The organism is Rhodococcus aetherivorans (assembly GCF_025722975.1).
In the GTDB taxonomy this organism is placed as follows: domain Bacteria; phylum Actinomycetota; class Actinomycetes; order Mycobacteriales; family Mycobacteriaceae; genus Rhodococcus; species Rhodococcus aetherivorans.
Map to the genome: position 1 here is coordinate 2,333,090 of NZ_CP106982.1, position 25,619 is coordinate 2,358,708.

Genomic DNA, 25,619 nt, shown 5'->3' on the forward strand with positions numbered 1-25,619 from the left:
TCGGGGTCGCCGAGGTCAGCCCTCCTCGGCTGCGCGCCGGTAGCCCCGGATCGCCGGAATCGTAAAGACCGCGATCATGAGGGCCGACCACATCAGCGTCTTGATCAGCGGTTCCGCGAGCGGACCGCCCATCGCCAGGGCCTTCATCGTGTCGATCGCACACGACATGGGCTGGTTCTCCACGACCGGCTGCAGCCACCTCGGATAGGCCATGACCGGCACGAACCCGGAGTTGAAGAACATCAGCAGGGTGCACGCGATCGACACCAGTTCCACGAGGGGCAGCTTGCTCGACATGGTGGCCAGGACCGTCACCATCAGGGCGAACCCGATGCCGAAGAGAACGGGGATGACGAGGATCGCGAGTCCGGCGGCGAGACCCTGGGTGAAGCGGAAGCCCAGGCCGACGCCGGCCGCCAGGATGATGAGGGTCGTGGCGAGCACACGGACGGCCTCGGCGAGCATGCGGCCCAGCAGCCCGGCCGCCCGGTGGATCGGCAGGGTGTAGAAGCGGCCGAGCAGGCCGCTCTGCCGCTCCGTGCGCAGGCCGACGGCGCTGACCACCGACCCGAACATGGCACCGACCAGGATGATCATGGGGACCGTGCCGTAGATCGCGGGCTGTCCGGTGGCGGCGGTGACCGTGTTGCCCAGGACGACCCGGAACATGAGCAGGGTGAGCGCCGGGTAGACCAGCGCCTGGATCATCGTCGCGGGATCGCGCGCCCAGCGCAGCAGCAGCCGCTGGCACTGGATGCGGCTGTGCTCCCACAGGGCGCCCCACGATCGCTCCGGACGAGCGTGCTCGGGCGGCGGGAAGGTGAAGGCGGCGCCGTTGGCGTCGACGGGACGGATGTCGGGAGGTCCGTTCATCTGCCGCTCACCCCCGCCTCGTGCTGGCCCACACGGCGAGCGGGGCGAACACCAGCGCGAGACCCGCGCACCAGGCCACGGTGGGGAACAGGACCGACCACGTGACGCCGCCCTCGGCCATGTCCTGCATGGCGAACGAGAACTGCGAGATCGGCTGGTTGCGCACGAACGGCCGGATCCACTCGGGGAAGCCCTCCTCCGGGACGAAGCCGCACGAGAGCATGCCGAGAATCAGCTGCGGCAGCGTCAGGGCCTGCGCGGTGGCCTCGGGGCTCTTCGACAGCGTGCCGATCGCGTCGGCGCCCAGCGACAGGACGAGGCTGATGGCCAGGGCGGTGACGCAGAACAGGACCGCCTGTGCGAATCCCGCCGAGAACCGGAAGCCGATGGCGTAGCCGAACAGGAGCGCCCCCGCCAGGGACACGACGGACCGCAGCATCGCGCTCGACATCCGCGAGATCAGCGGGACCGCGCTGAACACGGGCATGGTCTGCAACCGCGTCGTCAGTCCCGTCATCGCCTCACCCGAGGACAGCTGTGCCGCGGAGATGGCCGTGAACGCCATCGCCTGCAGGACGATGATCGGCATCAGGTACTGCGCGTAGTCGATGCCCTGCAACGACATCACGAACTTCAGCGGCAGGTAGAAGCCCAGGCCGAACACCACCGGGGTGATCGCCGCGACGACGAGTTCGCCGTACCGCGCCATGGTGCGGACCGTGCGCATCGTGAGCGCGCTCCACTGGTTGAGCACCGTCGGGTCGGCCCGGCGGTGCGAGCCCACCCGCTTCTCCGGCAGCGAGATGTTCGCGTCGTGCCGCACCCGCTGGGCGCTGATGCTCTTCGTGTGGACGGTCACGCGGGCTCTCCCGTCGTCGCGGACGTCGTGTCGGCGCCGGCCGAGTGCCCGGTCAGGCTGAGGAACACATCGTCGAGGGAGGGCCGGCGCAGGCCGATGTCGGCCAGCTCGATCCGGGTGGGGGCGAGCCGGCGCAGCGCCTCGGCGAGCGTCGCCGGGCCGTGCGGCGCCGGAATCGAGACGCGGTCGTTGCTGCCCGCGGTGGCCAGCTCGGCGCGCACGTCGGGCGGGACGAGGTTGCCGAGGGCGTGCACCACCCACGGCAGCGCGTTCGGGTCGACCGGGACGATCTCGCAGTAGCTGCCTCCCGTGGAGGCCTTGAGCTCGTTGGCCGTCCCCTCCGCCACCACGGTGCCCCGGTCGATGACGATGATGTTGTCGCTGAGCAGGTCGGCCTCCTCGAGGTACTGCGTCGTCAGCAGCACCGTGATGCCCTGCTTCTTGAGCGCACCCACCAGGGACCAGACGCCCTGCCGGCTGCGCGGATCGAGGCCGGTGGTCGGCTCGTCGAGGAAGACGACCTCGGGGCGCACGACGAGCCCGCATGCGATGTCGACGCGCCGGCGCATGCCGCCGGAGTAGTGCCGCACCGCCCGCTTACCGGCGTCCACCAGATCGAATTCGCGGAGCAGCTCGTCGGCGCGCTGGCGCGCGGCCGCGCGGTCGAGGCCCATCAGACGGCCGAACAGGATCAGGTTCTCCCGGCCCGACAGCGTCTCGTCGAGGGCGGCGTACTGGCCGGTCATCATGATCGAGCGGCGCACGGCGGCGGGGTCGCCGACCACGTCGTGCCCGGCGATCACCGCGCGCCCGCCGGTCGGGCGCAGCAGCGTGGACAGGATCTTCACCGTCGTCGTCTTGCCGGCGCCGTTGGGCCCGAGAATGCCGAGGACCGAGCCTCGTGGGGCGGAGAACGTGATGCCCTTGAGGGCATGGACGTCCCCGAACGACTTGTGCAGGTCGTCGACGAGGACCGCTTCGTCGTGGTATCTCAGCATCACTCTCCGCCGTGGAACTCTCGGTCGGCCGCTTGCGGACCCGTCGACGAGTAGATCCCGCCGTCACGCCGCGATGTTACCGGCCGGTGCCTGCGGCCCCGGTCTTCCGCGAGCGCCGGGCCGTGCGTCCGTCAGCTCCAGACGCCGATCTCGTCGAGGTGCCGGACCAGCCGGCCGGCCCCGTCGGTGAAGTGCCGGCGAGTCTCCCGGCCTGCGGAATCGCCGTCGCCGCGGCGCAGCGCGTCCACGAGGCGCTTGTGCGACGCCACCGCCGCGGCACCCCAGTCGGGGTCGGACGAGTAGAAGTGCACCGGCGTGTAGCGCGTGGCGTTGAGCAGGAACCAGGACAGCTTGCGCGCGCCGGTCGCGCGGTTGAGTGTGCGGTGGAAGGCGAACTCGAGGTCCTCGATCCGCGCCCCGTCCCCGCTGCGCACCGCTTCGGCCAGGCGTTCGTTGAGGTCGGCCAGCTCGGCCACGGTGTCCGGGGTGATCACCGCGGCCGCCCGTCGCGCCAGCTCCTCCGCGATCTGCCCCTGCAGCCAGAACAGGTCGTCGATGTCGCCCCGGCTCAACGGGGCCACGACATAGCCGCGGTGCGGGACGAGCTCCACGAGTCCCTCGCCGCGCAGTGTGAGCAAGGCCTCACGCACCGGGGTGACGCTCACGCCGAGCTCGGCCGCGGTCTCGTCCAGCCGGATGAAGTCGCCGGGCCGGACCCCAACCGACATGATGAGATTGCGGACGTGCACCGCCACGTCGTCGGACAGCTGGGGCCTGCGGCGCAGCGGCCGGGACCCGGGCGACCGGGACTGGGCAGAGGATGTCATTCGGCGCTCCTTCAGTCCCGCGTTCCGGGGCGCGGGTCGCTTCCGTTCGACGGATTATTCCGCACCGGTCGTGCGCCGTGGGGGAGGGGCGCGGGATGCGCGTGCGCTGCGGCCTCCGCTACCCGCCGTTATGGTCGGACCGGTGAGTTTCGAAACGTCACGACGTCGTTTTCTCGGAACCATGGCCGGTGGCCTCGTCGGGCTCGGCCTGATGCACCCTGCGCGCGCGGGCGCCCGGCCGGCGGCCCGGCTGCCCGATCCGGGGACCGTCCCGGTCATCGATCCGGCCCTGCTGAGCGCGGTCGAAGCGGCGAGCCTGCTGCAGTCCGGGCAGTTGCACCCGCGCGAACTCCTCGATGCGTGCCTGCGCCGCAGCCGGGACCACGACGGCGGCGTCGGCGCATGGATCCACCTCTATCCAGACCTCGCCTATGCCGCCGCCGACGCGGCGGCGACCCGGCTCACCGACGCCCGGGCGTCGGGCGAGCCCGTCTCGCCGGTGTGCGGGCTGCCGATCGCGCTCAAGGACCTCTTCGCGGTGGGCGGGCTCCCGCTCACCGCGTCGAGCAACGTGCTGCGGGACAACGTGGCCGCCGGGGATTCGGGGGTGTGGCGCCGGCTGCAGGAGGCCGGGGCGGTCCTGCTCGGTCACGTGCACACCGACGAGTTCGCGATCGGCGTGGTCACCCCGCAGGTGGCCAACCCGTGGAACCCGCAGTACTCCCCGGGCGGCTCGTCGGGCGGCAGCGCCGCCGCGGTGGCGGCCCGGTTCGTCCCCCTGTCGGTCGGCAGCGACACCGGCGGCTCGCTGCGGCTGCCGGCCAGCTCGTGCGGCGTCTCGGCGATCAAGCCCACGTACGGGCGGATCACCTCGCACGGGATGATCCCGCTCACCTGGACCCGGGACCACCCCGGCCCCATCGGGCACAGTCTCGCGGACGCCTCGCTGCTGCTGGGTGTCCTCGCCGGCGCGGAGGCGGACGATCCGGTGACGGCCGCCGGCCCGGGCGTGCCCGAGGGCGGCTACCCGCTGGTGCCGCCCGCCGGGACCGCGCCGCTCGCGGGCGTCCGTATCGGCGTGCCGCACGGGGCGACCGACCGGCTGGCCCCGGAGCTGCGGCGCCTGTTCGACGAGTTCCTCGCGACGGCGCGTGCGCTGGGCGCCGAGACCGTACCGGTGTCGATGCCGCACCCACCGGATTCGCTCCTGGCCGGCGACACGGCGGAGATGGGGGCCTACCACCGGCAGTTCATGGACCGGCTCGGCGACTATCGCATCGATCTCGCACCGCTCGTGAGCGCGGCGGTGGCGTCGCTCGCGCTGCCGGTGGCCGACTACTTCGGGCTCGAGCGCGACCGGCTGCGCTACCAGCACCAGTACAACGCCATGTTCCGGGACCACGCTCTCGACGTGATCGCGTTGCCGGGCGCGCTCGACGACGGCTGTCCCCGCGACGCGTTCGCGGGCCTCAGCGTGCTGTCCGGGGTGGCCGGCGACGTCCAGTGGGCCAATTACACCGGCGCCCCTGCCGTTTCGTTCCCGGTCGGCCGCTCGGCGGTGACCGGGCTGCCGTTCGGTGTCCAGCTGGGCGCGCTGCCCTGGCAGGAGGCCGCGTTGATCTCGGTGGGGCTGGCCCTGCAGGAGGCGTTGCCGGTGTGGCGCGACGTGCCGCCCGTGGCGCCGGCGCCGCGCGAGCTGCCGGTGGCCACGCCGGCGGCGCCGGGACCGGGTCCCGATCCGACCAACACGCTCGGGGCGGCGGCGCCCGTGCGGACGCCCGCGACGTTGTCGACCGGAGGGTGGTGACGGCCGCGCGGCCGGGGCGAAGTTGAGAATGCCGACCGGGTCCTGCATACTGGTCGGGTTGCCTTGACCGGGTCACGGTTTTCCGCGGCTCGGAACGAGATCGAGTGACAGTCGCGGATCGAGCCTGACGGCCTGGTCGCGGCCACATGCAAGACGGAAGCAGTACCTCCCTGTACCCGTACGGGTGCATCCGGCAGGTCGATCCGTGGTGTCGAGCGTTGGTTCGACGCCGCGGAGCGAGCAGTAGGGCGACACGCCCGACCGCGTGTGCCGGAGAACAATGACAGATGAACAGCGGCATGCGGATCGGGTGCGCCCGGTCACGAAGTGTGAAGAGTGCTGTTCGCCGTCGCCGTTCGGGTGGAACTGTGCAGACGAGGTGGTTCCCGACTCGTTCGGGTACTACGAAACGCGGCAAGAAAAGGACACTAAGCGTGGCGGGACAAAAGATCCGCATCAGGCTCAAGGCCTATGACCATGAGGCGATCGACGCATCTGCGCGCAAGATCGTCGAGACGGTGACCCGCACGGGCGCCCGCGTGGTCGGCCCGGTGCCGTTGCCCACCGAAAAGAACGTGTACTGCGTCATCCGCTCGCCGCACAAGTACAAGGACTCGCGCGAGCACTTCGAGATGCGGACTCACAAGCGGCTGATCGACATCCTCGACCCGACGCCCAAGACCGTCGACGCGCTCATGCGCATCGACCTCCCGGCGAGCGTCGACGTCAACATTCAGTGACTTTCGAGACCAGCGAGCTTGTAGAAGACGCAGCGGAGACAACACATGACTAACCAGATCAAGGGAATCCTGGGCACCAAGCTCGGCATGACCCAGGTCTTCGACGAGAACAACCGGGTCGTTCCGGTCACCGTCGTCAAGGCCGGACCGAACGTGGTCACCCAGATCCGCACCGAGGAGCGCGACGGCTACAGCGCCGTGCAGCTCGCCTACGGTGCGATCGACCCGCGCAAGGTCACCAAGCCGGTCGCCGGCCAGTTCGCCAAGGCGGGTGTCACCCCTCGCCGCCACATCGTCGAGCTTCGCGTCGACGACACCGAGGGCTTCGAGATCGGCCAGGAACTGACCGCCGAGGTCTTCGAGGACGGCGCATTCGTCGACGTCACCGGCACCTCCAAGGGCAAGGGCTTCGCCGGCACCATGAAGCGCCACGGCTTCGCCGGCCAGGGCGCCTCGCACGGTGCGCAGGCTGTGCACCGTCGCCCGGGCTCCATCGGTGGCTGCGCCACCCCGGGCCGCGTGTTCAAGGGAACCCGCATGTCCGGGCGCATGGGTAGCGACCGCATCACGACGCAGAACCTCTCGGTCCACAAGGTGGACGCCGAGAACGGCCTGCTGCTGATCAAGGGTGCGATCCCGGGCCGCAAGGGCGGCGTCGTGATCGTCAAGACCGCAGTGAAGGGTGGTGCACGGGCATGACCAGCACCGAGACCGCAACCAAGCTGACGCTCGACGTCAAGGCCCCCGGCGGCCAGACCAACGGCACCGTCGATCTCCCCGCCGAGATCTTCGACGCCCCCGCGAACATCGCGCTGCTCCACCAGGTGGTTGTCGCGCAGCTCGCCGCGGCTCGCCAGGGCACGCACGCCACCAAGACCCGCGGCGAGGTCCGCGGCGGTGGCCGGAAGCCGTACCGCCAGAAGGGCACCGGCCGCGCCCGCCAGGGTTCGACCCGCGCGCCGCAGTTCGCCGGCGGTGGCACCGTGCACGGCCCGCAGCCGCGCGACTACAGCCAGCGCACCCCCAAGAAGATGAAGGCCGCCGCCCTCCGCGGTGCCCTCTCCGACCGGGCCCGCAACGAGCGCATCCACGTGATCACCGAGCTCGTGGCCGGACAGACGCCGTCGACCAAGGGCGCGCGCACCTTCCTCGCGGAGCTGACCGATCGCAGGAACCTGCTCCTCGTCGTCGGCCGTGAGGATCTCGCGGCGTGGAAGAGCGTGCAGAACCTGCAGAACGTGCACGCGATCGCTCCGGACCAGCTGAACACCTACGACGTGCTCTACAGCGACGACGTCGTGTTCAGCGTCGAGGCGCTCGACACGTTCATCCACGGGCCGGCCGAGTCCGCCCAGGCAGAGAAGGAGGAGAGCAAGTGAGCACGATCGCGGATCCGCGCGACATCCTGCTGGCTCCGGTCATCTCCGAGAAGTCCTACGGGCTGATGGAGGAAGGCACCTACACCTTCCTGGTGCACCCGGACTCGAACAAGACGCAGATCAAGATTGCCGTCGAGAAGGTCTTCGGCGTCAAGGTGACCAGCGTCAACACCGCCAACCGTCAGGGCAAGCGCAAGCGGACCCGGTTCGGTTACGGCAAGCGCAAGGACACCAAGCGCGCGCTCGTGACCCTGTCGGCCGACAGCAAGCCCATCGAGATCTTCGGAGGGCCGGTCGCGTAGGCGGCCGGGTCTCGAGAGATAGAGGACGAGAAGACTCATGGCAATTCGTAAGTACAAGCCGACAACCCCGGGTCGGCGCGGCGCGAGTGTCTCGGACTTCGCCGAGATCACCCGCTCGACGCCCGAGAAGTCGCTGGTTCGCCCGCTGCACGGCCGCGGTGGTCGCAACGCGCACGGCCGCATCACCACCCGTCACAAGGGTGGCGGACACAAGCGTGCCTACCGCCTGATCGACTTCCGCCGCAACGACAAGGACGGCATCCCGGCCAAGGTCGCTCACATCGAGTACGACCCCAACCGCACCGCCCGCATCGCGCTGCTGCACTACGTGGACGGCGAGAAGCGCTACATCATCGCCCCCAAGGGCCTGGTGCAGGGCGCCCCGGTCGAGTCCGGCCCGCAGGCCGACATCAAGCCCGGCAACAACCTGCCGCTGCGCAACATCCCGACCGGTACCACCATCCACGCGGTGGAACTGCGTCCGGGCGGCGGCGCCAAGATGGCCCGCTCCGCCGGCGCCAGCATCCAGCTGCTCGGTAAGGAAGGCACCTACGCCACCCTGCGTATGCCCTCCGGTGAGATCCGTCGCGTCGACGTGCGCTGCCGCGCCACCGTCGGCGAGGTCGGCAACGCCGAGCAGTCGAACATCAACTGGGGCAAGGCCGGCCGCATGCGCTGGAAGGGCAAGCGCCCGACCGTCCGTGGTGTGGTCATGAACCCGGTCGACCACCCGCACGGCGGTGGTGAGGGCAAGACCTCGGGTGGTCGCCACCCGGTCAGCCCGTGGGGCAAGCCCGAGGGCCGCACCCGCAAGAACAAGGCGTCCGACAAGCTCATCGTCCGTCGTCGCCGTACCGGCAAGAAGCGCTAGTCAAGGAGGGAGTTAGAGAATGCCACGCAGCCTCAAGAAGGGCCCGTTCGTCGACGACCACCTCCTGGCGAAGGTCGATACGCAGAACGAAAAGGGCACCAAGCAGGTCATCAAGACCTGGTCGCGCCGTTCCACCATTCTGCCCGACTTCATCGGTCACACGTTCGCCGTCCACGACGGTCGCAAGCACGTGCCGGTGTTCGTCTCGGAGTCGATGGTCGGCCACAAGCTCGGCGAGTTCGCGCCGACCCGTACGTTCAAGGGCCACATCAAGGACGACCGGAAGAGCAAGCGCCGATGAGCAACGCGAAGAGCTCGGCACAGCTGAGCACCGAAACACCCGCAAACAGCGCTCGGGCTGTTGCGCGCCACGTGCGCGTGACCCCGATGAAGGCGCGCCGCGTCGTCGACATCGTCCGGGGCAAGTCCGTGGACGAGGCTCTGTCGATCCTGAAGTTCGCACCGCAGGCCGCGGCCGAGCCGGTCGCCAAGGTGATCGCGAGCGCCGCCGCGAACGCGCAGAACAACCTCGACCTCGACCCGAGCACGCTTGTCGTCGCGACGGCGTACGTCGACGAGGGCGCGACCCTCAAGCGGTTCCAGCCGCGCGCCCAGGGCCGTGCATTCCGCATCCGCAAGCGGACGAGCCACATCACCGTGATCGTCGAGAGCAAGGCGCCTGCGTCTGCTGGAAACCGTAACCGCCGGAAGGGAGCTCAGTAGTGGGCCAGAAGATCAACCCGCACGGCTTCCGTCTGGGCATCACCACCGACTGGAAGTCGCGCTGGTACGCCGACAAGCAGTACGCGGAGTACGTGAAGGAAGACGTCGCGATCCGCAAGTTCCTGGCCACCGGCCTCGAGCGTGCCGGCATCGCCAAGGTCGAGATCGAGCGCACCCGCGACCGTGTGCGTGTGGACATCCACACCGCGCGTCCGGGCATCGTCATCGGCCGCCGCGGCGCCGAGGCCGATCGCATCCGCGCCGAGCTCGAGAAGCTGACCGGCAAGCAGGTTCAGCTGAACATCCTCGAGGTCAAGAACGCCGAGTCCGAGGCTCAGCTGGTGGCGCAGGGCGTCGCCGAGCAGCTCTCGAACCGCGTCGCGTTCCGTCGCGCCATGCGCAAGGCCATCCAGTCGGCCATGCGCCAGCCCAACGTCAAGGGCATCCGGGTGCAGTGCTCGGGCCGCCTCGGCGGCGCCGAGATGTCCCGCTCGGAGTTCTACCGCGAGGGCCGGGTCCCGCTGCACACGCTGCGCGCGGACATCGACTACGGCCTGTACGAGGCGAAGACCACCTTCGGCCGCATCGGCGTGAAGGTCTGGATCTACAAGGGCGACATCGTCGGTGGCCGTCGTGAGCTGGCCGCTGCGGCCGCCGCCCCGGCCGACCGCCCCCGTCGCGAGCGTCCGAGCCGTCCCCGTCGCTCCGGTGCCTCGGGCACCACCGCGACGAGCACCGACGCCGGCCGCGCCGCCTCCGCCGATGCACCCGCTCCGACCGAGAATCAGGAGGGCTGACGCATGTTGATCCCACGGCGGGTCAAGCACCGCAAGCAGCACCACCCGAGCCGCTCGGGTGCCGCCAAGGGTGGGACCCAGGTGACCTTCGGTGACTACGGCATCCAGGCTCTCGAGCCGGCCTACATCACCAACCGGCAGATCGAGTCCGCTCGTATCGCCATGACCCGGCACATCAAGCGTGGCGGCAAGATCTGGATCAACATCTTCCCGGATCGCCCCCTCACCAAGAAGCCGGCCGAGACCCGCATGGGTTCCGGTAAGGGCTCGCCCGAGTGGTGGGTCGCGAACGTCAAGCCCGGACGGGTGATGTTCGAGATGAGCTACCCGAACGAGGAGATTGCCCGCGAGGCCCTTCGGCGCGCGATGCACAAGCTCCCGTGCAAGTGCAGGATCGTGACGAGGGAGGAGCAGTTCTGATGGCTACCGGAACCCCCGCCACAGAGCTCCGCGAGCTGACCGAGGAAGAGCTGGTCACCAAGCTCCGCGAAGCGAAGGAAGAGCTGTTCAACCTTCGTTTCCAGATGGCCACCGGCCAGCTGGACAACAACCGCCGGCTGCGCGTCGTGCGCAACGAGATCGCTCGCATCTACACGGTGCTGCGTGAGCGCGAGCTCGGCCTGGCCTCCGGCCCGGATGCGGGTGACGCGGCATGAGTGAGGAAAAGGCAGTGACCCAGAAGGAAGAGCGCGCCAGCCGCAAGGTCCGCATCGGCTACGTCGTCTCCGACAAGATGGAGAAGACGATCGTGGTCGAGCTCGAGGACCGGGTGAAGCACCCGCTGTACGGCAAGATCATCCGCCGTACCACCAAGGTGAAGGCGCACGACGAGAACGGCGTGGCCGGCATCGGCGACCGCGTGCAGCTGATGGAGACCCGTCCGCTGTCCGCGACCAAGCGGTGGCGTCTGGTCGAGGTGCTCGAGAAGGCCAAGTAAGGCCTCCTCCACCCCCCGCCGCGGGGGTGACGAAGGGACCCAGTACGATGGTGGGGTTGTCTCGAGCGGCCTGCTTCAGGCAGCGCCGGGACAGCCCCACCTTCGTGGGTACGGACCGTGCACGTCGGGTCGGAAATCCGCCGTGCAGACAGAAAAGGGTGCGCGCACCCGGATCTGTCGAATTCAGCCAGGTCAAGGAGAAGTAAGTGATCCAGCAGGAGTCGCGACTGCGCGTCGCCGACAACACGGGTGCCAAGGAGATTCTCTGCATCCGCGTTCTCGGTGGCTCGTCCCGTCGCTACGCCGGTATCGGTGACATCATCGTCGCCACCGTGAAGGACGCGATCCCCGGTGGCAACGTCAAGCGTGGTGACGTCGTCAAGGCTGTCGTCGTGCGCACCTCCAAGGAGCGCCGCCGGCCGGACGGCTCGTACATCAAGTTCGACGAGAACGCCGCCGTCATCATCAAGGGTGACAACGACCCGCGCGGCACCCGCATCTTCGGCCCCGTCGGCCGTGAGCTGCGCGACAAGCGGTTCATGAAGATCGTCTCGCTCGCTCCGGAGGTGCTGTGATGAAGGTGCACAAGGGCGACACCGTGCTCGTCATCTCGGGCAAGGACAAGGGTGCCAAGGGCAAGGTCATCGCGGCCTACCCGAAGGAGAACCGGGTCCTCGTCGAGGGCGTGAACCGGATCAAGAAGCACACGGCGGTCTCGGCCAACGAGCGCGGCGCCTCTTCCGGGGGCATCGTGACGCAGGAGGCCCCGATCCACGTTTCCAACGTCGCTGTCATCGACTCGGACGGCAACCCCACCCGGGTGGGCTACCGGACCGACGAGGAAACCGGCAAGCGCGTTCGGATTTCCCGGAAGAACGGGAAGGACATCTGACATGACCACCACCGAGAACAAGACCGCACCGCGTCTGAAGACCCGGTACCGCGAGGAGATCCGCGACGCGCTGAACGCGGAGTTCGACTACGCGAACGTCATGCAGATCCCCGGCGTCGTGAAGGTCGTCGTCAACATGGGTGTCGGTGACGCCGCCCGCGACGCGAAGCTGATCAACGGCGCCGTCGCCGACCTGGCCCTGATCACCGGCCAGAAGCCGGAGATCCGCAAGGCCCGCAAGTCGATCGCGCAGTTCAAGCTCCGTGAGGGCATGCCGATCGGTGCGCGCGTCACGCTGCGCGGCGACCGCATGTGGGAGTTCCTGGACCGCCTGGTCTCCATCGCGCTGCCCCGTATCCGGGACTTCCGTGGCCTCAACGGCAACCAGTTCGACGGCAACGGCAACTACACGTTCGGCCTGAACGAGCAGTCGATGTTCCACGAGATCGACGTGGACAAGATCGATCGCCCGCGCGGCATGGACATCACCGTCGTCACGACCGCCACCAACAACGAAGAAGGCCGTGCCCTGCTGAAGCACCTCGGCTTCCCGTTCAAGGAGAACTGAGCCCATGGCTAAGAAGGCACTGGTCAACAAGGCCAACAAGAAGCCGAAGTTCGCGGTGCGCGCCTACACCCGCTGCCAGCGTTGCGGGCGCCCCCACGCGGTGTTCCGCAAGTTCGGTCTCTGCCGCGTCTGCCTCCGTGAGATGGCACACCGCGGTGAGCTTCCCGGAGTTCACAAGAGCTCCTGGTGACGTGAACGGTGGGTGACCGCAGGGTCACCCACCGTCACTACTGTCAGGGGCCGGTCGCATCCGCGTCCGGTCCGCATGAAACCAAGTTCGTCGTAGGCCCACGGCCGGCGCACCGGTGATTCGTCACCACTGCCGGTGTTGCATGGGAACCGCAACGAGAAAGGTGAACAGGTCAGCCATGACCATGACCGACCCCATCGCAGACTTCTTGACGCGTCTGCGCAACGCCAACACGGCGTACCACGACGAGGTGAAGCTTCCCCACTCGAAGATCAAGGCGAACATCGCCGAGATCCTCAAGCGTGAGGGCTACATCGCCGACTTCCGCACCGAGGATGCCGAGGTGGGCAAGACCCTCGTCGTCGACCTCAAGTACGGCCCTTCCCGTGAGCGCAGCCTCGCCGGTGTGCGCCGCGTGTCGAAGCCCGGCCTGCGCGTGTACGCGAAATCCACCAACCTGCCCAAGGTCCTGGGCGGCCTCGGCGTGGCGATCATCTCCACGTCCTCCGGCCTGCTCACCGATCGCCAGGCGGCCAAGCAGGGAGTGGGCGGGGAAGTCCTCGCCTACGTCTGGTAAGGGAGGCCACCACAATGTCGCGTATTGGAAAGCTTCCGGTCACCGTCCCCTCGGGTGTCGAGGTGACCATCGACGGCCAGGACGTCGCAGTGAAGGGCCCCAAGGGCAACCTCTCGCTGACCATCGCCGAGCCGATCACCATCGCCAAGGGTGAGGACGGCGCGCTCAACGTGAGCCGTCCGAACGACGAGCGCCGCAGCCGTGCGCTGCACGGCCTGTCGCGCACCCTCGTGCAGAACCTCATCGACGGTGTCACCCAGGGGTACACCACGAAGATGGAGATCCACGGCGTCGGTTACCGCGTCGCGCTCAAGGGCAAGGACCTCGAGTTCTCGCTCGGCTACAGCCACCCGGTCCCGATCGAGGCCCCCGAGGGCATCACGTTCGCGGTCGAGTCGCCGACGAAGTTCTCGATCTCGGGCATCGACAAGCAGAAGGTCGGCCAGATCGCGGCCAACATCCGCCGGCTGCGCAAGTCCGACCCGTACAAGGGCAAGGGCATCCGCTACGAGGGCGAGCAGGTGCGCCGCAAGGTCGGAAAGACGGGTAAGTGATCATGAGCCAGACCGAGAACCAGAAGGCCAAGCGGATTCCGCTCGGCAAGGACGCGTCCACCCGGCGTCGGCTGTCGAAGCAGCGTCGGCACTTCCGTCTGCGCAAGAAGGTCGCCGGCACCGCCGAGCGTCCCCGTCTCGTCGTGAACCGGTCCTCGCGCCACATCCACGCCCAGCTGGTGGACGACCTGACGGGCACCACCCTGGCGGCGGCCTCGACCGTCGAGCCGGACGTGCGTGCGGTCGAGGGCGACAAGAAGGCGCGCGGCGCCAAGGTCGGTCAGCTGCTCGCCGAGCGTGCCAAGGCTGCCGGCGTGGAGGCCGTGGTCTTCGACCGCGGCGGCCACACCTACAGCGGCCGGATCGCGGCCCTCGCAGACGCGGCTCGCGAAAGCGGGTTGAAGTTCTGATGACCATCTCTTCGAACGGAAGGAACGCCTGATGCCGGGACGTCAGCGGCGTGACGGCGGCAACGGCCCCGCCGGACAGAATGGCCCCAACACCGGGGACCAGCGTGGTGGTCGCGACCGCCGCGATCGTGACTCGCGTGGCGGCGGTGCCGCCGAGAAGTCGAACTACATCGAGCGTGTCGTCTCGATCAACCGTGTGTCGAAGGTCGTCAAGGGCGGCCGTCGCTTCAGCTTCACCGCGCTGGTGATCGTGGGCGACGGCAACGGCCTGGTCGGCGTCGGCTACGGCAAGGCCAAGGAAGTTCCCGCGGCCATCCAGAAGGGTGTCGAGGAAGCGCGCAAGGGCTTCTTCCGCGTCCCGCTCATCGGCTCCACCGTCACCCACCCGGTGCAGGGTGAGGCCGCGGCGGGTGTCGTCATGCTGCGTCCGGCCTCGCCGGGTACCGGTGTGATCGCCGGTGGCGCGGTGCGTGCCGTGCTCGAATGCGCGGGCATCCACGACATCCTGTCGAAGTCGCTCGGTAGCGACAACGCCATCAACGTCGTGCACGCCACCGTGGCCGCCCTCAAGCAGCTGCAGCGCCCCGAGGAAGTCGCGGCTCGCCGCGGTCTGCCCCTCGAGGACGTCGCACCTGCGGGCATGCTGCGCGCCCGGGCACAGGCTGCTGGGAGCGTGAAGTAATGGCAGAGCTGAAGATCACGCAGGTCAAGAGCACCATCGGCGCCAAGTCGAACCAGCGCGACAGCCTGCGCACCCTCGGTCTGCGGAAGATCCGCCAGTCCGTGGTCCGCGAGGACAACGCGCAGAACCGCGGCTTGATCAACGTGGTGCGTCACCTCGTCGTTGTCGAGGAAGTCACTGCTGAGGAGGCCTCCAAGTGACCATCAAGCTGCACCACCTGCGCCCGGCCCCGGGCGCGAAGACGGACAAGACCCGCGTCGGCCGCGGTGAGGGTTCGAAGGGCAAGACCGCCGGTCGCGGTACGAAGGGCACCAAGGCGCGCAAGAACGTCTCGGCGGCCTTCGAGGGTGGCCAGATGCCGCTGCACATGCGGCTGCCGAAGCTCAAGGGCTTCAAGAACGCCTTCCGCACCGAATACCAGGTCGTCAATGTCGGCGACATCGCCCGCCTGTTCCCCGAGGGTGGCCAGGTCGGCGTCGACGAGCTCGTCGCCAAGGGCGCGGTTCGCAAGAACCAGCTCGTGAAGGTCCTCGGCGAGGGCGAGCTCACGGTTGCCGTGCAGGTGACCGCGAACAAGTTCTCCGGTTCCGCCAAGGAGAAGATCGCCGCTGCCGGCGGCACCGCGACCGAACTGGCCTGACCGGTTCGCTCGTGCGTGACGCACAGCTCGAGAACGGCCGCACTGCAGCACGTCCCGCAGTGCGGCCGTTCGGCGTTCGCACCCCACCGCATGCCGCGCGGCGGAGCACATCCGCCGCGCGTGCGAGCCGCCCCGACCCGGCGCCACGGCACCGGTCCGGGGCGCGCTGCTAGAGTTCAAGAGTTGTCGACCGTCGGACCCCGCGCGTCGATCCACAGTCTCCCGTTTCGCCCTGCCAGGAGGATCTTTGCTTTCCGCCTTCGTCTCGGCCCTCAGGACCCCGGACCTGAGGCGGAAGATCCTCGTCGCGCTCGGGTTGGTGGCCCTGTACCGCCTCGGCGCGACGTTGCCGTCTCCGGGCGTCGACTACGGCAATGTGCGCGCCTGCATCGATCAGCTCAGCGGCGGCGACTCCGCCGGGATCTACTCGCTGATCAATCTGTTCTCCGGTGGCGCGCTGCTACAGCTGTCGGTGTTCGCGATCGGCATCATGCCGTTCATAACCGCGAGCATCATCGTCCAGCTGCTGACGGTGGTCATTCCTCGATTCGAGGAACTCCGCAAGGAGGGCCAGGCCGGCCAGGCCAAGATGACGCAGTACACGCGGTACCTCGCGGTGGCGCTCGCCGTGCTGCAGTCCACCGGCATCGTCGCCCTCGCGGCCCGCGGTCAGCTGCTGCAGGGCTGTACCGAACCGATCCTGGCCGACGACAGCATCTTCGGCATGGTCGTGATCGTGCTGGTCATGACGGCCGGTGCGGCACTCGTCATGTGGTTCGGTGAGCTCATCACCGAGCGCGGCGTCGGCAACGGCATGTCGATCCTGATCTTCTCCGGCATCGCCTCGCGGCTGCCGGCCGAGGGCCGCACCATCCTCGAGTCCCGCGGTGGCCTGGTCTTCGCCATCGTCCTCGTCGTCGCGCTGGTGGTCATCACCGGCGTGGTGTTCGTCGAGCAGGGCCAGCGCCGGATCCCGGTGCAGTACGCCAAGCGCATGGTGGGCCGGCGCATGTACGGCGGTTCCTCGACCTACCTGCCCCTGAAGGTCAACCAGGCCGGCATCATCCCGGTGATCTTCGCGTCGTCGTTGCTGTACCTGCCGAACCTCATCGCCCAGCTGACCGGAGCCACCTCGGCCACCGACCCGAGCTGGTGGCAGCGGATCATCAACGAATACCTGGTGAATCCGAACAACCCCGTTTACATCGCGATCTACTTCTCGCTGATCGTCTTCTTCGTCTTCTTCTACGTCGCCATCACCTTCAACCCGGAGGAACGGGCCGACGAGATGAAGAAGTACGGCGGATTCATCCCCGGCATCCGGCCGGGACGCCCCACTGCCGAGTACCTCAGCTACGTCCTCAACCGCATCACGGTTCCAGGTTCGCTGTACCTGGGTCTCATCGCGACGCTGCCCAACTTCTTCCTCTCGGGCAGCCAGACCGCCACCAGCATCTTCGGCGGCGCCGCGGTGCTCATTCTCGTCAGTGTCGCGCTGGACACTGTCAAGCAGATCGAAAGTCAACTCATGCAGCGCAACTACGAAGGGTTCCTCAAGTGAGACTTGTACTCCTCGGTCCGCCCGGTGCCGGCAAGGGCACGCAGGCCGCCATCCTGTCGGAGAAGCTCGGCGTCCCCGCAATCTCCACCGGGGATCTGTTCCGGGCCAACATCGGGCAGGGCACCCCGCTCGGCCTCGAAGCCAAGAAGTACATCGACGCCGGGGAGCTCGTGCCCGCCGAGATCACCAACAACATGGTGCGCGCCCGCCTCGCCGAGCCCGACGCCGCCAACGGCTTCCTGCTCGACGGCTTCCCCCGCAGCGTGGAGCAGGCCCGCGAACTCGAGGCCATCCTGAAGGATCTCGACACCCAACTCGACGGGGTCCTGTCCTTCGACATCGACGAGGACGTGGTGGTGGAGCGGATGCTCGCCCGCGGCCGCGCCGACGACACCGAGGACGTCATCCGCAACCGGCTCCGGGTCTACCGCGAGGAGACCGCGCCGCTGCTCGACTACTACGCCGATTCGCTCGTCACGGTCGACGCCGTCGGCGAGGTCGACGAGATCAACGCGCGCGCCCTCGCGGCCCTCGGCAAGTAAGGACGCAGGAGCAAGAAGATGGGTTTCGGGCGCAAGCGCAAGGTGGTTCCGTTCCGCACCGCCGGCGAACTCGATGCGATGGCGGCGGCGGGTGCCGTCGTCGGCGCCGCTCTCGTGGCGGTACGGAAGGCGGCGAAGCCGGGCGTGAGCACCCTGGAACTGGACCAGGTGGCGGAGGCGGTCATCCGCGACGCGGGGGCCGTCCCCTCCTTCCTGGGCTACCACGGGTTCACCGGCTCGATCTGTTCGTCGGTGAACGACCGCGTGGTGCACGGCATCCCCTCGGCGACGGAGATCCTCGCCGAGGGCGATCTCGTGTCGATCGACTGCGGCGCGATTCTCGACGGCTGGCACGGCGACTCGGCGTGGACCTTCGGAGTCGGTGAGCTCTCCGCCGCCGACGCCGACCTCAGCGATGCGACGCGGCTGTCGATGGAGGCGGGGATTGCGGCGATGCTGCCGGACAACCGGCTCACCGACGTCTCGCACGCCATCGAGCTGGGTACCCGCGCCGCGGAGTCGGCGCACGGCCGGAGCTACGGCATCGTCGACGGCTACGGCGGCCACGCCATCGGCCGCGAGATGCACATGGACCCGTTCCTGCCGAACGAGGGCGCGCCCGGCAAGGGCCCCCGTCTCGTGGTGGGATCGGTGCTCGCCATCGAGCCGATGCTGACCCTCGGCACCTACGAGACCGAGGTGCTCGGCGACAAGTGGACCGTCGTCACGACCGACGGCAGCCGCGCCGCGCACTGGGAGCACACCGTCGCGGTGACCGAGGACGGTCCGCGCATCCTGACCCCGCGCCCGGAGTAGCGGCGGTGGCGGCGAGCGAATGTATCGCTCGCTGCCGTGAAGGAGCTGAACGATACATTCGCTCGGGCCGCGGGCGCCGCCGGTTCACGCCTCGAGCAGGAGGGTGACCGGGCCGTCGTTCACCAGGCTCACCTCCATGTGCTCCCCGAAGACGCCGGTCTGCACGTCGGCGCCCAGGCCGCGCAGCGCCGTCGTGAACTCGTCCACCAGGGGCTCGGCCACCGCGCGTGGCGCGGCCGCCGACCACGACGGACGGCGGCTCCTGCGGGTGTCGGCCATGAGCGTGAACTGGCTGACGACGAGGATCGGTGCGGCCAGATCGGACGCGGACTTCTCGTCCTCGAGGATCCGCAACGTCCACACCTTCCGGGCGAGCGTGGCGGCCTTCGCCGCGTCGTCGTCGTGGGTCACGCCGACGAGCACGAGCAGCCCGTGACCGCCGGCCCGGGGCGAGATGCGGGCGACCTCGCGCCCGTCGACCGCGACCGCGGCACCCGTCACCCGCTGAACCAACGCCCGCACGGCCGTCCTCCTCGCATCTCGGCATTTGGCCCCGGTGGGAAAGTTCCCGTAACATAGATCGATGGTGCGCCCTGCGCGCCGGCCCGCGGTTGTCCGCAGGCCGGTCACGTCGAGCGTCACGGTAACGGAAACCGATGCAACCACACGCCGAACAACACGGATCGCGGAGGATATGGCCAAGAAAGACGGAGCCATCGAGGTCGAGGGTCGCGTGATCGAGCCGCTGCCCAATGCGATGTTTCGCATTGAGCTCGAGAACGGTCACAAGGTCCTGGCTCACATCAGCGGCAAGATGCGTCAGCACTACATTCGCATCCTGCCCGAGGACCGGGTTGTCGTGGAGCTCTCGCCCTACGACCTGTCGCGTGGGCGCATCGTCTACCGCTACAAGTAAGAGCTTCCCCGGCCGCACGGTCGGGGAGAACCATGTCTGCGGCATGCCTCGTGCTCTGCCGCAGGCGTACACACAGGAGATCAGACGCACCGTGAAGGTTCAGCCGAGCGTCAAGAAGATCTGCGAGAAGTGCAAGGTGATCCGCCGTAACGGCCGGGTCATGGTGATCTGCGAGAACCTGCGCCACAAGCAGCGCCAGGGCTAGACCACCCGCTCTTCGAAAGATCGGCTTGGCAACAAGCTAGAGAAGACCTTCCAGCACCAGTCGTTCGGTCACGATTCCCGATTCGTCGGGGAGCCGCGCGATACACCCCCGGTTCGGAGGCCGGGGCCCCACTGTGTTTCGGACTACCGGCGTTCCGGCTTCGGCCGGGCCGCGGGACCACACAGTTTCACGACGCAGGGGACGGGCTGGGAGCAGACCTCCGCACACCGAATAGGAATGCCACATGGCACGTCTCGCAGGTGTCGATCTTCCCCGCGAAAAGCGGATGGAGATCGCACTGACCTACATCTACGGCATCGGCCGTACCCGCTCGAAGGAGATCCTCGAGGCCACCGGCGTGAGCCCGGATCTGCGCAGCAAGGACCTCTCCGACGAGGATCTCGCCAAGCTGCGCGAGTTCATCGAGGAGACCTACAAGGTCGAGGGTGACCTCCGCCGCGAGGTCCAGGCGGACATCCGCCGCAAGATCGAGATCGGCTGCTACCAGGGCCTGCGACACCGTCGTGGTCTGCCCGTGCGTGGACAGCGCACCAAGACCAACGCCCGCACCCGCAAGGGTCCGAAGCGCACCGTCGCAGGAAAGAAGAAGTAATGCCTCCCAAGTCACGCAGCACCGGTCCGAAGAAGACCCAGAAGGCGCGCCGCAGGGACAAGAAGAACGTCCCGCACGGTGCCGCTCACATCAAGAGCACCTTCAACAACACGATCGTGTCCATCACGGACCCGAACGGCAACGTCATCTCCTGGGCGTCCTCCGGCCACGTCGGCTTCAAGGGTTCGCGCAAGTCGACCCCGTTCGCCGCGCAGCTCGCCGCCGAGAACGCTGCCCGCAAGGCGCAGGAGCACGGTGTCAAGAAGGTCGACGTCTTCGTGAAGGGCCCGGGCTCGGGCCGCGAGACGGCGATCCGCTCCCTCCAGGCCGCGGGCCTCGAGGTCGGCACCATCTCCGACGTCACCCCCCAGCCGCACAACGGCTGCCGTCCGCCCAAGCGGCGTCGCGTCTAACGGGAAAGGAAGGTTTGAATCATGGCTCGCTATACCGGTCCCGTTACCCGTAAGTCGCGTCGTCTGCGCGTCGACCTCGTCGGAGGCGACCAGGCGTTCGAGCGTCGCCCCTACCCGCCCGGCCAGCACGGCCGCGCGCGGATCAAGGAGAGCGAATACCTGCTCCAGCTGCAGGAGAAGCAGAAGGCCCGCTTCTCCTACGGCGTGATGGAGAAGCAGTTCCGTCGTTACTACGAGGAGGCCGCCGGCCGGCCCGGCAAGACCGGTGAGGTCCTGCTGGTCATCCTCGAGTCGCGTCTGGACAACGTCGTCTACCGCGCCGGTCTCGCCCGGACCCGCCGTCAGGCCCGCCAGCTGGTGAGCCACGGCCACTTCCTGGTGAACGGCAAGAAGGTCGACATCCCGAGCTACCGCGTCTCGCAGTACGACATCATCGACGTCCGCGAGAAGTCGCTGGGCACGCTGCCCTTCCAGGTGGCCCGTGAGACCCAGGGTGACCGCCCGATCCCGGGTTGGCTGCAGGTCGTCGGCCCGCGTCTGCGGGTGCTGGTCCACCAGCTCCCCGAGCGCGCGCAGATCGACATCCCGCTGCAGGAACAGCTGATCGTCGAGTACTACTCGAAGTAAGGCGCTTCGCGCCGTGGTGTCCTTCCGGTCCTCCCGAGGTCCGGGGGGACACCACACCCCGACCAGGGCGTCATATGGCGGACGCCCACAAGGAGGCACTCCATGCTCATCTCGCAGCGACCCACCCTCAGCGAAGAGGTCATCGCCGACGACCGCTCGAAGTTCGTCATCGAACCCCTCGAGCCCGGTTTCGGGTACACCCTCGGCAACTCGCTTCGTCGCACCCTGCTGTCCTCGATTCCGGGCGCGGCCGTCACCAGCATTCGCATCGACGGCGTGCTCCACGAGTTCACCACGGTCCCCGGGGTCAAGGAGGATGTCACCGACATCATCCTGAACCTCAAGGGCCTCGTGGTCAGCTCGGAAGAGGACGAGCCGGTCACCATGTACGTCCGCAAGCAGGGCCCCGGCACCGTGACCGCGGGCGACATCGTGCCCCCGGCCGGTGTCACCGTCCACAACCCGGACCTGCACATCGCCACCCTGAACGACAAGGGCAAGCTGGAGATCGAGCTCGTCGTCGAGCGCGGCCGCGGCTACGTCCCCGCTGTTCAGAACAAGGCATCCGGCGCCGAGATCGGCCGCATCCCGGTCGACTCGATCTATTCGCCGGTGCTCAAGGTGACCTACAAGGTGGAGGCGACCCGCGTCGAGCAGCGCACCGACTTCGATCGGTTGATTCTCGACGTGGAGACCAAGAACTCGATCACCGCGCGGGACGCGCTCGCCTCGGCGGGCAAGACCCTGGTGGAGCTCTTCGGTCTGGCCCGTGAGCTGAACGTCGAAGCAGAAGGCATCGAGATCGGTCCCTCGCCCGCCGAGGCCGACCACATCGCCTCCTTCGGACTCCCCATCGAGGACCTCGACCTGACGGTCCGGTCCTACAACTGCCTCAAGCGCGAGGGTGTGCACACCGTCGGTGAGCTCGTGGCACGCACGGAGTCCGATCTGCTCGACATCCGCAACTTCGGTCAGAAGTCCATCGACGAGGTGAAGGTCAAGCTGCACTCGCTCGGCCTCTCCCTCAAGGACAGCCCCGCGTCCTTCGACCCGAGCACCGTCGCCGGCTACGACGCCGCGACCGGTACCTGGAGCGACACGGACGCCGGTTCCTTCGGCGACGCCGAGGGGAACGAGGACTACGCCGAGACCGAGCAGCTGTAGCAGCTCACGGTCCGTTACTAGGAGATTCATCATGCCCAAGCCCAAGAAGGGTGCCCGCTTCGGCGGGTCGGCCTCGCACCAGAAGGCGCTGATGGCCAACCTGGCCACCGCGCTCTTCGAGCACGGCCGCATCACCACCACCGAGGCCAAGGCCAAGGCCCTGCGGCCCTACGCCGAGAAGCTCGTCACGCACGCGAAGGCCGGCACGCTGGCCAACCGTCGTGAGGTGCTGAAGGTCATCCGCAACAAGGACGTCGTCCACACGCTGTTCGCGGAGATCGGCCCGTTCTACGAGGACCGCAACGGCGGCTACACCCGCATCGTCAAGACGATGCCGCGCAAGGGTGACAACGCTCCCATGGCGATCATCGAGCTCGTCAAGGAGAAGACGGTCACGTCCGAGGCCGACCGCGCCCGGCGCGTCGCCGCCTCGCAGAGCGCGCCGGCCACCGAGGCCCCGGCCGAGGAGAATGTGGTCGAGGCCGTCGAGGCCGACGCCACCGACGCGCAGGTCGAGAACGCGGACGCCGTCGTCGACGCGATCGAGGACGAGAACGCCACCGCGGCCGACGCCAAGGACGCCGACGAGGCCAAGAAGGACTAGTCCACTTGGTTTCGGCATCCGCTGAAGCGAACGAGCCCGTCGCCCCCCACGGAGGCGGCGGGCCCGTTGCTTTCGAGAACCCTTCCGCCGCCGCCGTGGACACCACCCGGCTGCGGCTCGACATCGCCTACGACGGCACCGACTTCTCCGGCTGGGCGCGTCAGCCCGGACGGCGGACGGTGTGCGGGGAGATCGAGGAGAAGCTCGGTGCGATCGTGCGCGCGCCGGTGCAGCTCACCGTCGCCGGCCGCACCGACGCCGGGGTGCACGCCTCCGGTCAGGTCGCGCACGTCGACGTCCCCACCGCCGCGATTCCGGACGACCTCGTCCGCCTGGTGCGCCGTCTCGCCCGGTTCCTGCCCCGCGACGTCCGCATCACCGGCATCTCCGTCGCCCCGCCGCACTTCGACGCCCGCTTCTCGGCGATCCGCCGGCACTACGAGTACCGGCTCACCACCGCCGTGTACGGGGCGGACCCCCTGCGGGCCCGCGACACCGTCGCCTGGCCCAAGCCGGTGGACGTGGACGCGATGCGCGCGGCGTCGACCTCGCTGCTGGGCCTGCACGACTTCGCGGCCTTCTGCAAGCGGCGCGACGGGGCGACGACGGTCCGCGAACTGCAGCGCTTCGACTGGACGGTGTCCGGCGGTCGCGCGGCGGGCGCCGGTCCGGACGTCGGCGTGATCCTCACCGCGCACGTGAGCGCGGACGCGTTCTGCTGGTCGATGGTGCGCAGCCTCGTCGGCGCGGCGCTGGCCGTGGGGGAGGGGCGGCGCAGTGTCGACTGGATGACCGCACTGCTCGACGAACGGGAGCGTGCCGCGGCGGTGGCCGTGGCCCCGGCGCACGGGCTCAGTCTCGTCGGCGTCGACTATCCCGCCGACGACGACCTCGCGGCGCGCAACGCGGCCACCCGCGAGATGCGCGGGCCCATCAGCCCCGGCTGCTGCTGACCTGCGGCCGGGCCGGCCGGTGATATGTTCCGACGAGCACGTCCCCCGGCCGGCCCGGCCGGGGGATCGGCGTGTGAGAGGGAGGCACCCATTGCTGGACTTGCCCGCGATCCGGCGACGGGGTGCGACGGTGGCGGTGGCACTGCTCGCCGCGACGTCGCTGCTGACGGCACCGGCGCTCGCCCAGCCGGCTGCGGATGCGGACCCGGCCGGTGCCTACGTCGATCACGTGGAGGAGCGGACCGCGCGCGACTGGGTGCTGCACGTGTACTCGCCGTCCATGGACCGGGTGATCCCGGTCGAGGTGATCCGGCCCGCGGACACCTCCGCGGCGCGACCGACGTTCTACCTGCTCAACGGCGCCGGTGGGGGTGAGGACGCCGCCAACTGGCGGGACCAGACGGACGTCCGCGAGTTCTTCGACGGCAAGAACGTCAACGTCGTCACTCCCGTGGGCGGCGCCTTCGCGTACTACACGGACTGGATCCGCGACGACCCGAAGCTCGGCCGGCACCGGTGGGCGACGTTCCTGACGTCGGAGTTGCCGCCGGTCGTCGACGCGGTGCTGGGCGCCGACGGCCGCAACGCCGTCGCGGGGATGTCGATGTCGGGCAGCTCGGTGCTGGCCCTCGCCCAGCAGTCGCCGGGGCTGTACGAGGCGGTGGCGTCCTACAGCGGGTGTGCACAGACGAGCAGCGACCCGGGGCGCAGCTACGTGGAGGCCGTCGTCACCCTCGGCGGCGGCGACGTCGAGAACATGTGGGGGCCGATCGGCGGACCGGGGTGGATCGCCAACGATGCGGCGCTGAACGCGGAGAAGTTGCGCGGCACGACGCTGTACATCTCGTCCGGCGGCGGTCTGCCCGGCCCGCACGAGGCGGCGTTGGGCGGGCAGGTGGATCCGGTCGACCTGGTCGTCCTCGGATCCATCGAGGCGGCCACGGCCCAGTGCACCGAGCGGCTGCGGCGGACCTTCGACGAACTCGGGATCGAGGCGACCTTCAGCACGGGCGCGCAGGGCACGCACTCGTGGGGTTACTGGCAGGACGCGCTGCACGAGTCCTGGCCGATCCTCGCGGAGGCGATCGGCGCGTAGCGCGGCCCGGCACGCGTGACGGAAACAGCAAGGGGGCGAGGTCGGATGACCTCGCCCCCTTCGCTACGCGTCGAGGCGTCTCTCAGATCAGCCAGCTGAGGAAGGAGAGCACGTGGTCGATCAGGGAGCCGAGCGAGCCGAGCAGCATGGGAATTACCTCCGATGTCGATGTACAAATCCTGGACGTACGTCCAACAAGATCTAAGTACAGGCTGTCCGCTTTGCCCAGAAAATGTGACGCAGGATACCGAGGGGAACGGCGAGGGGTCGGAGGTCAGTCCGCGATCATCCGGAGCAGCGCCGCCACCGCGCGGAACGGCAGCGACAGGAGCCGCAGGAACAGGACGCCGAGCTCGGCGAGTGTCGCCACCGTGTCGGCGGCGTCGGCCGCCCACTCCATCCGGTCCGCGGCTCTGCGGCCACGCCTACGGCGTCTGTCCACCGGCGCACGGTAGCAGGTGGTTCGCGAAATCTGACAGGAGG

The 25,619-nt window shown here is 68.6% G+C and carries 40 protein-coding genes; 34 read left to right on the plus strand and 6 right to left on the minus strand.

All coding sequences use genetic code 11. The features are described 5' to 3' along the window. Positions 1-15: 15 nt before the first annotated feature. The 4 genes from OCS65_RS10450 to OCS65_RS10465 all read right to left on the minus strand — a co-directional run bounded on the left by OCS65_RS10450 (position 16) and on the right by OCS65_RS10465 (position 3,557). Positions 16-873, minus strand: a complete 858-nt coding sequence (locus OCS65_RS10450; RefSeq protein WP_006947142.1) for an ABC transporter permease — start codon at positions 871-873, stop codon at positions 16-18. Positions 874-880: 7 nt separating this feature from the next. After that, on the minus strand, positions 881-1,732 hold the full coding sequence (locus OCS65_RS10455) for an ABC transporter permease (RefSeq protein WP_050035539.1): 852 nt from the start codon (positions 1,730-1,732) through the stop codon (positions 881-883). Continuing rightward, entirely contained in the window at positions 1,729-2,730 is a 1,002-nt protein-coding gene (locus OCS65_RS10460) for a daunorubicin resistance protein DrrA family ABC transporter ATP-binding protein (protein WP_006947144.1), read from the minus strand. The genes OCS65_RS10455 and OCS65_RS10460 overlap by 4 nt, the downstream gene beginning before the upstream one ends. Positions 2,731-2,861: 131 nt before the next feature. Then, the gene (locus OCS65_RS10465; protein ID WP_263510142.1) at positions 2,862-3,557 is read right to left on the minus strand and encodes a GntR family transcriptional regulator; all 696 of its coding nucleotides are present in this window, start codon (positions 3,555-3,557) and stop codon (positions 2,862-2,864) included. A 130-nt stretch (positions 3,558-3,687) separates the two neighbouring features. Between OCS65_RS10465 and OCS65_RS10470 the strand changes: the two genes are divergently transcribed. The 25 genes from OCS65_RS10470 to map all read left to right on the plus strand — a co-directional run bounded on the left by OCS65_RS10470 (position 3,688) and on the right by map (position 18,545). Continuing rightward, positions 3,688-5,364, plus strand: a complete 1,677-nt coding sequence (locus OCS65_RS10470; RefSeq protein ID WP_387435174.1) for an amidase — start codon at positions 3,688-3,690, stop codon at positions 5,362-5,364. Between the two features lie 434 nt (positions 5,365-5,798). Continuing rightward, a complete protein-coding gene (rpsJ, locus tag OCS65_RS10475; protein WP_003938093.1) occupies positions 5,799-6,104 on the plus strand; it encodes a 30S ribosomal protein S10 in 306 nt (101 codons plus the stop codon). Positions 6,105-6,149: 45 nt separating this feature from the next. Then, on the plus strand, positions 6,150-6,803 hold the full coding sequence (rplC, locus tag OCS65_RS10480; protein ID WP_006947147.1) for a 50S ribosomal protein L3: 654 nt from the start codon (positions 6,150-6,152) through the stop codon (positions 6,801-6,803). After that, positions 6,800-7,483, plus strand: coding sequence for a 50S ribosomal protein L4 (rplD, locus tag OCS65_RS10485; RefSeq protein WP_006947148.1), 684 nt, complete (start codon positions 6,800-6,802; stop codon positions 7,481-7,483). The genes rplC and rplD overlap by 4 nt, the downstream gene beginning before the upstream one ends. After that, positions 7,480-7,785, plus strand: a complete 306-nt coding sequence (gene rplW, locus OCS65_RS10490) for a 50S ribosomal protein L23 (RefSeq protein WP_003938090.1) — start codon at positions 7,480-7,482, stop codon at positions 7,783-7,785. The genes rplD and rplW overlap by 4 nt, the downstream gene beginning before the upstream one ends. A gap of 37 nt (positions 7,786-7,822) precedes the next feature. After that, on the plus strand, positions 7,823-8,656 hold the full coding sequence (gene rplB / locus OCS65_RS10495) for a 50S ribosomal protein L2 (protein ID WP_003938089.1): 834 nt from the start codon (positions 7,823-7,825) through the stop codon (positions 8,654-8,656). Positions 8,657-8,675: 19 nt separating this feature from the next. Next, entirely contained in the window at positions 8,676-8,957 is a 282-nt protein-coding gene (gene rpsS / locus OCS65_RS10500; protein WP_003938088.1) for a 30S ribosomal protein S19, read from the plus strand. Beyond that, on the plus strand, positions 8,954-9,379 hold the full coding sequence (rplV, locus tag OCS65_RS10505; protein WP_037201025.1) for a 50S ribosomal protein L22: 426 nt from the start codon (positions 8,954-8,956) through the stop codon (positions 9,377-9,379). Before rpsS ends, rplV begins: the two co-directional genes overlap by 4 nt. Next, the gene (rpsC, locus tag OCS65_RS10510) at positions 9,379-10,176 is read left to right on the plus strand and encodes a 30S ribosomal protein S3 (protein WP_003938086.1); all 798 of its coding nucleotides are present in this window, start codon (positions 9,379-9,381) and stop codon (positions 10,174-10,176) included. The genes rplV and rpsC overlap by 1 nt, the downstream gene beginning before the upstream one ends. Positions 10,177-10,179: 3 nt before the next feature. Beyond that, positions 10,180-10,596: a 50S ribosomal protein L16 gene (gene rplP / locus OCS65_RS10515; RefSeq protein WP_006947154.1), complete on the plus strand. Its 417-nt coding sequence runs from the start codon at positions 10,180-10,182 to the stop codon at positions 10,594-10,596. After that, complete coding sequence (gene rpmC, locus OCS65_RS10520; protein WP_003938084.1) at positions 10,596-10,832, plus strand: 50S ribosomal protein L29; 237 nt, start codon at positions 10,596-10,598, stop codon at positions 10,830-10,832. The genes rplP and rpmC overlap by 1 nt, the downstream gene beginning before the upstream one ends. Beyond that, positions 10,829-11,113: a 30S ribosomal protein S17 gene (gene rpsQ, locus OCS65_RS10525; RefSeq protein ID WP_026137932.1), complete on the plus strand. Its 285-nt coding sequence runs from the start codon at positions 10,829-10,831 to the stop codon at positions 11,111-11,113. The genes rpmC and rpsQ overlap by 4 nt, the downstream gene beginning before the upstream one ends. A gap of 206 nt (positions 11,114-11,319) precedes the next feature. After that, the gene (gene rplN / locus OCS65_RS10530) at positions 11,320-11,688 is read left to right on the plus strand and encodes a 50S ribosomal protein L14 (protein WP_006947156.1); all 369 of its coding nucleotides are present in this window, start codon (positions 11,320-11,322) and stop codon (positions 11,686-11,688) included. Beyond that, complete coding sequence (gene rplX / locus OCS65_RS10535; RefSeq protein ID WP_006947157.1) at positions 11,688-12,005, plus strand: 50S ribosomal protein L24; 318 nt, start codon at positions 11,688-11,690, stop codon at positions 12,003-12,005. Before rplN ends, rplX begins: the two co-directional genes overlap by 1 nt. Before the next feature lies 1 nt (position 12,006). Then, positions 12,007-12,573, plus strand: a complete 567-nt coding sequence (gene rplE / locus OCS65_RS10540; RefSeq protein ID WP_006947158.1) for a 50S ribosomal protein L5 — start codon at positions 12,007-12,009, stop codon at positions 12,571-12,573. A 4-nt stretch (positions 12,574-12,577) separates the two neighbouring features. Continuing rightward, positions 12,578-12,763, plus strand: a complete 186-nt coding sequence (locus OCS65_RS10545) for a type Z 30S ribosomal protein S14 (protein WP_006947159.1) — start codon at positions 12,578-12,580, stop codon at positions 12,761-12,763. Positions 12,764-12,941: 178 nt separating this feature from the next. Continuing rightward, positions 12,942-13,340, plus strand: coding sequence for a 30S ribosomal protein S8 (rpsH, locus tag OCS65_RS10550; RefSeq protein ID WP_017681442.1), 399 nt, complete (start codon positions 12,942-12,944; stop codon positions 13,338-13,340). A 14-nt stretch (positions 13,341-13,354) separates the two neighbouring features. After that, positions 13,355-13,894 (plus strand): 50S ribosomal protein L6, encoded by a 540-nt coding sequence (gene rplF / locus OCS65_RS10555; RefSeq protein WP_006947161.1) that lies wholly within the window; start codon positions 13,355-13,357, stop codon positions 13,892-13,894. A 2-nt stretch (positions 13,895-13,896) separates the two neighbouring features. Further along, the gene (rplR, locus tag OCS65_RS10560; protein ID WP_029544906.1) at positions 13,897-14,304 is read left to right on the plus strand and encodes a 50S ribosomal protein L18; all 408 of its coding nucleotides are present in this window, start codon (positions 13,897-13,899) and stop codon (positions 14,302-14,304) included. A gap of 31 nt (positions 14,305-14,335) precedes the next feature. Then, positions 14,336-14,986, plus strand: coding sequence for a 30S ribosomal protein S5 (gene rpsE, locus OCS65_RS10565; RefSeq protein ID WP_006947163.1), 651 nt, complete (start codon positions 14,336-14,338; stop codon positions 14,984-14,986). Next, positions 14,986-15,186: a 50S ribosomal protein L30 gene (gene rpmD, locus OCS65_RS10570; protein ID WP_006947165.1), complete on the plus strand. Its 201-nt coding sequence runs from the start codon at positions 14,986-14,988 to the stop codon at positions 15,184-15,186. The genes rpsE and rpmD overlap by 1 nt, the downstream gene beginning before the upstream one ends. Next, positions 15,183-15,626 carry a 50S ribosomal protein L15 gene (rplO, locus tag OCS65_RS10575; RefSeq protein ID WP_006947166.1) on the plus strand — a complete coding sequence of 148 codons (444 nt, stop codon included), beginning with the start codon at positions 15,183-15,185 and terminating at the stop codon, positions 15,624-15,626. The genes rpmD and rplO overlap by 4 nt, the downstream gene beginning before the upstream one ends. 247 nt (positions 15,627-15,873) lie before the next feature. Further along, positions 15,874-17,187, plus strand: coding sequence for a preprotein translocase subunit SecY (secY, locus tag OCS65_RS10580; protein WP_006947167.1), 1,314 nt, complete (start codon positions 15,874-15,876; stop codon positions 17,185-17,187). Then, entirely contained in the window at positions 17,184-17,729 is a 546-nt protein-coding gene (locus tag OCS65_RS10585) for an adenylate kinase (RefSeq protein WP_006947168.1), read from the plus strand. Before secY ends, OCS65_RS10585 begins: the two co-directional genes overlap by 4 nt. An 18-nt stretch (positions 17,730-17,747) precedes the next feature. Further along, positions 17,748-18,545, plus strand: coding sequence for a type I methionyl aminopeptidase (gene map, locus OCS65_RS10590; RefSeq protein ID WP_006947169.1), 798 nt, complete (start codon positions 17,748-17,750; stop codon positions 18,543-18,545). Between the two features lie 84 nt (positions 18,546-18,629). On the opposite strand, the gene dtd is transcribed toward map, so the two are convergent. Beyond that, positions 18,630-19,067, minus strand: a complete 438-nt coding sequence (dtd, locus tag OCS65_RS10595; RefSeq protein ID WP_006947171.1) for a D-aminoacyl-tRNA deacylase — start codon at positions 19,065-19,067, stop codon at positions 18,630-18,632. 172 nt (positions 19,068-19,239) lie between these two features. On the opposite strand from dtd, the gene infA reads away from it, so the two are divergent. From infA to OCS65_RS10640, 9 genes are all read left to right on the plus strand, one after another. Next, positions 19,240-19,461: a translation initiation factor IF-1 gene (gene infA / locus OCS65_RS10600; RefSeq protein WP_003886926.1), complete on the plus strand. Its 222-nt coding sequence runs from the start codon at positions 19,240-19,242 to the stop codon at positions 19,459-19,461. 91 nt (positions 19,462-19,552) lie between these two features. Beyond that, the gene (rpmJ, locus tag OCS65_RS10605; RefSeq protein ID WP_003938068.1) at positions 19,553-19,666 is read left to right on the plus strand and encodes a 50S ribosomal protein L36; all 114 of its coding nucleotides are present in this window, start codon (positions 19,553-19,555) and stop codon (positions 19,664-19,666) included. Between the two features lie 244 nt (positions 19,667-19,910). Continuing rightward, the gene (gene rpsM / locus OCS65_RS10610) at positions 19,911-20,279 is read left to right on the plus strand and encodes a 30S ribosomal protein S13 (protein ID WP_003938067.1); all 369 of its coding nucleotides are present in this window, start codon (positions 19,911-19,913) and stop codon (positions 20,277-20,279) included. Beyond that, positions 20,279-20,692 carry a 30S ribosomal protein S11 gene (gene rpsK, locus OCS65_RS10615; RefSeq protein WP_003938066.1) on the plus strand — a complete coding sequence of 138 codons (414 nt, stop codon included), beginning with the start codon at positions 20,279-20,281 and terminating at the stop codon, positions 20,690-20,692. The genes rpsM and rpsK overlap by 1 nt, the downstream gene beginning before the upstream one ends. A 21-nt stretch (positions 20,693-20,713) precedes the next feature. Further along, on the plus strand, positions 20,714-21,319 hold the full coding sequence (gene rpsD, locus OCS65_RS10620; RefSeq protein ID WP_006947173.1) for a 30S ribosomal protein S4: 606 nt from the start codon (positions 20,714-20,716) through the stop codon (positions 21,317-21,319). A 102-nt stretch (positions 21,320-21,421) separates the two neighbouring features. Beyond that, positions 21,422-22,483, plus strand: coding sequence for a DNA-directed RNA polymerase subunit alpha (locus tag OCS65_RS10625; protein WP_006947180.1), 1,062 nt, complete (start codon positions 21,422-21,424; stop codon positions 22,481-22,483). Between the two features lie 31 nt (positions 22,484-22,514). Further along, positions 22,515-23,087, plus strand: a complete 573-nt coding sequence (gene rplQ / locus OCS65_RS10630) for a 50S ribosomal protein L17 (protein WP_029544902.1) — start codon at positions 22,515-22,517, stop codon at positions 23,085-23,087. Between the two features lie 5 nt (positions 23,088-23,092). Further along, positions 23,093-24,040: a tRNA pseudouridine(38-40) synthase TruA gene (gene truA / locus OCS65_RS10635; RefSeq protein ID WP_161996289.1), complete on the plus strand. Its 948-nt coding sequence runs from the start codon at positions 23,093-23,095 to the stop codon at positions 24,038-24,040. A gap of 91 nt (positions 24,041-24,131) precedes the next feature. Continuing rightward, the gene (locus tag OCS65_RS10640) at positions 24,132-25,136 is read left to right on the plus strand and encodes an alpha/beta hydrolase (protein WP_006947192.1); all 1,005 of its coding nucleotides are present in this window, start codon (positions 24,132-24,134) and stop codon (positions 25,134-25,136) included. A 274-nt stretch (positions 25,137-25,410) separates the two neighbouring features. Here OCS65_RS10640 and OCS65_RS10645 read toward each other — a convergent pair whose 3' ends face one another. Next, positions 25,411-25,578 carry a hypothetical protein gene (locus OCS65_RS10645; RefSeq protein ID WP_155948273.1) on the minus strand — a complete coding sequence of 56 codons (168 nt, stop codon included), beginning with the start codon at positions 25,576-25,578 and terminating at the stop codon, positions 25,411-25,413. Positions 25,579-25,619: the final 41 nt, after the last annotated feature.

Coding starts and splice junctions, on each gene's coding strand:
- OCS65_RS10460 (WP_006947144.1), bottom strand. CDS start 2,730: ATGCTGAGATACCACGACGAAGCGGTCCTCGTCGACGACCTGCACAAG.
- rplB (WP_003938089.1), top strand. CDS start 7,823: ATGGCAATTCGTAAGTACAAGCCGACAACCCCGGGTCGGCGCGGCGCG.
- OCS65_RS10625 (WP_006947180.1), top strand. CDS start 21,422: ATGCTCATCTCGCAGCGACCCACCCTCAGCGAAGAGGTCATCGCCGAC.
- rpsQ (WP_026137932.1), top strand. CDS start 10,829: ATGAGTGAGGAAAAGGCAGTGACCCAGAAGGAAGAGCGCGCCAGCCGC.
- rpsH (WP_017681442.1), top strand. CDS start 12,942: ATGACCATGACCGACCCCATCGCAGACTTCTTGACGCGTCTGCGCAAC.
- map (WP_006947169.1), top strand. CDS start 17,748: ATGGGTTTCGGGCGCAAGCGCAAGGTGGTTCCGTTCCGCACCGCCGGC.
- OCS65_RS10470 (WP_387435174.1), top strand. CDS start 3,688: ATGGTCGGACCGGTGAGTTTCGAAACGTCACGACGTCGTTTTCTCGGA.
- OCS65_RS10450 (WP_006947142.1), bottom strand. CDS start 873: ATGAACGGACCTCCCGACATCCGTCCCGTCGACGCCAACGGCGCCGCC.
- rplF (WP_006947161.1), top strand. CDS start 13,355: ATGTCGCGTATTGGAAAGCTTCCGGTCACCGTCCCCTCGGGTGTCGAG.
- rplD (WP_006947148.1), top strand. CDS start 6,800: ATGACCAGCACCGAGACCGCAACCAAGCTGACGCTCGACGTCAAGGCC.
- OCS65_RS10545 (WP_006947159.1), top strand. CDS start 12,578: ATGGCTAAGAAGGCACTGGTCAACAAGGCCAACAAGAAGCCGAAGTTC.
- rplV (WP_037201025.1), top strand. CDS start 8,954: ATGAGCAACGCGAAGAGCTCGGCACAGCTGAGCACCGAAACACCCGCA.
- rpsM (WP_003938067.1), top strand. CDS start 19,911: ATGGCACGTCTCGCAGGTGTCGATCTTCCCCGCGAAAAGCGGATGGAG.
- rplE (WP_006947158.1), top strand. CDS start 12,007: ATGACCACCACCGAGAACAAGACCGCACCGCGTCTGAAGACCCGGTAC.
- rpsS (WP_003938088.1), top strand. CDS start 8,676: ATGCCACGCAGCCTCAAGAAGGGCCCGTTCGTCGACGACCACCTCCTG.
- infA (WP_003886926.1), top strand. CDS start 19,240: ATGGCCAAGAAAGACGGAGCCATCGAGGTCGAGGGTCGCGTGATCGAG.
- rplC (WP_006947147.1), top strand. CDS start 6,150: ATGACTAACCAGATCAAGGGAATCCTGGGCACCAAGCTCGGCATGACC.
- OCS65_RS10465 (WP_263510142.1), bottom strand. CDS start 3,557: ATGACATCCTCTGCCCAGTCCCGGTCGCCCGGGTCCCGGCCGCTGCGC.
- rplP (WP_006947154.1), top strand. CDS start 10,180: ATGTTGATCCCACGGCGGGTCAAGCACCGCAAGCAGCACCACCCGAGC.
- rpmD (WP_006947165.1), top strand. CDS start 14,986: ATGGCAGAGCTGAAGATCACGCAGGTCAAGAGCACCATCGGCGCCAAG.
- rpsK (WP_003938066.1), top strand. CDS start 20,279: ATGCCTCCCAAGTCACGCAGCACCGGTCCGAAGAAGACCCAGAAGGCG.
- rplQ (WP_029544902.1), top strand. CDS start 22,515: ATGCCCAAGCCCAAGAAGGGTGCCCGCTTCGGCGGGTCGGCCTCGCAC.
- rpsE (WP_006947163.1), top strand. CDS start 14,336: ATGCCGGGACGTCAGCGGCGTGACGGCGGCAACGGCCCCGCCGGACAG.
- rplX (WP_006947157.1), top strand. CDS start 11,688: ATGAAGGTGCACAAGGGCGACACCGTGCTCGTCATCTCGGGCAAGGAC.
- rpmC (WP_003938084.1), top strand. CDS start 10,596: ATGGCTACCGGAACCCCCGCCACAGAGCTCCGCGAGCTGACCGAGGAA.
- rpsD (WP_006947173.1), top strand. CDS start 20,714: ATGGCTCGCTATACCGGTCCCGTTACCCGTAAGTCGCGTCGTCTGCGC.
- rplR (WP_029544906.1), top strand. CDS start 13,897: ATGAGCCAGACCGAGAACCAGAAGGCCAAGCGGATTCCGCTCGGCAAG.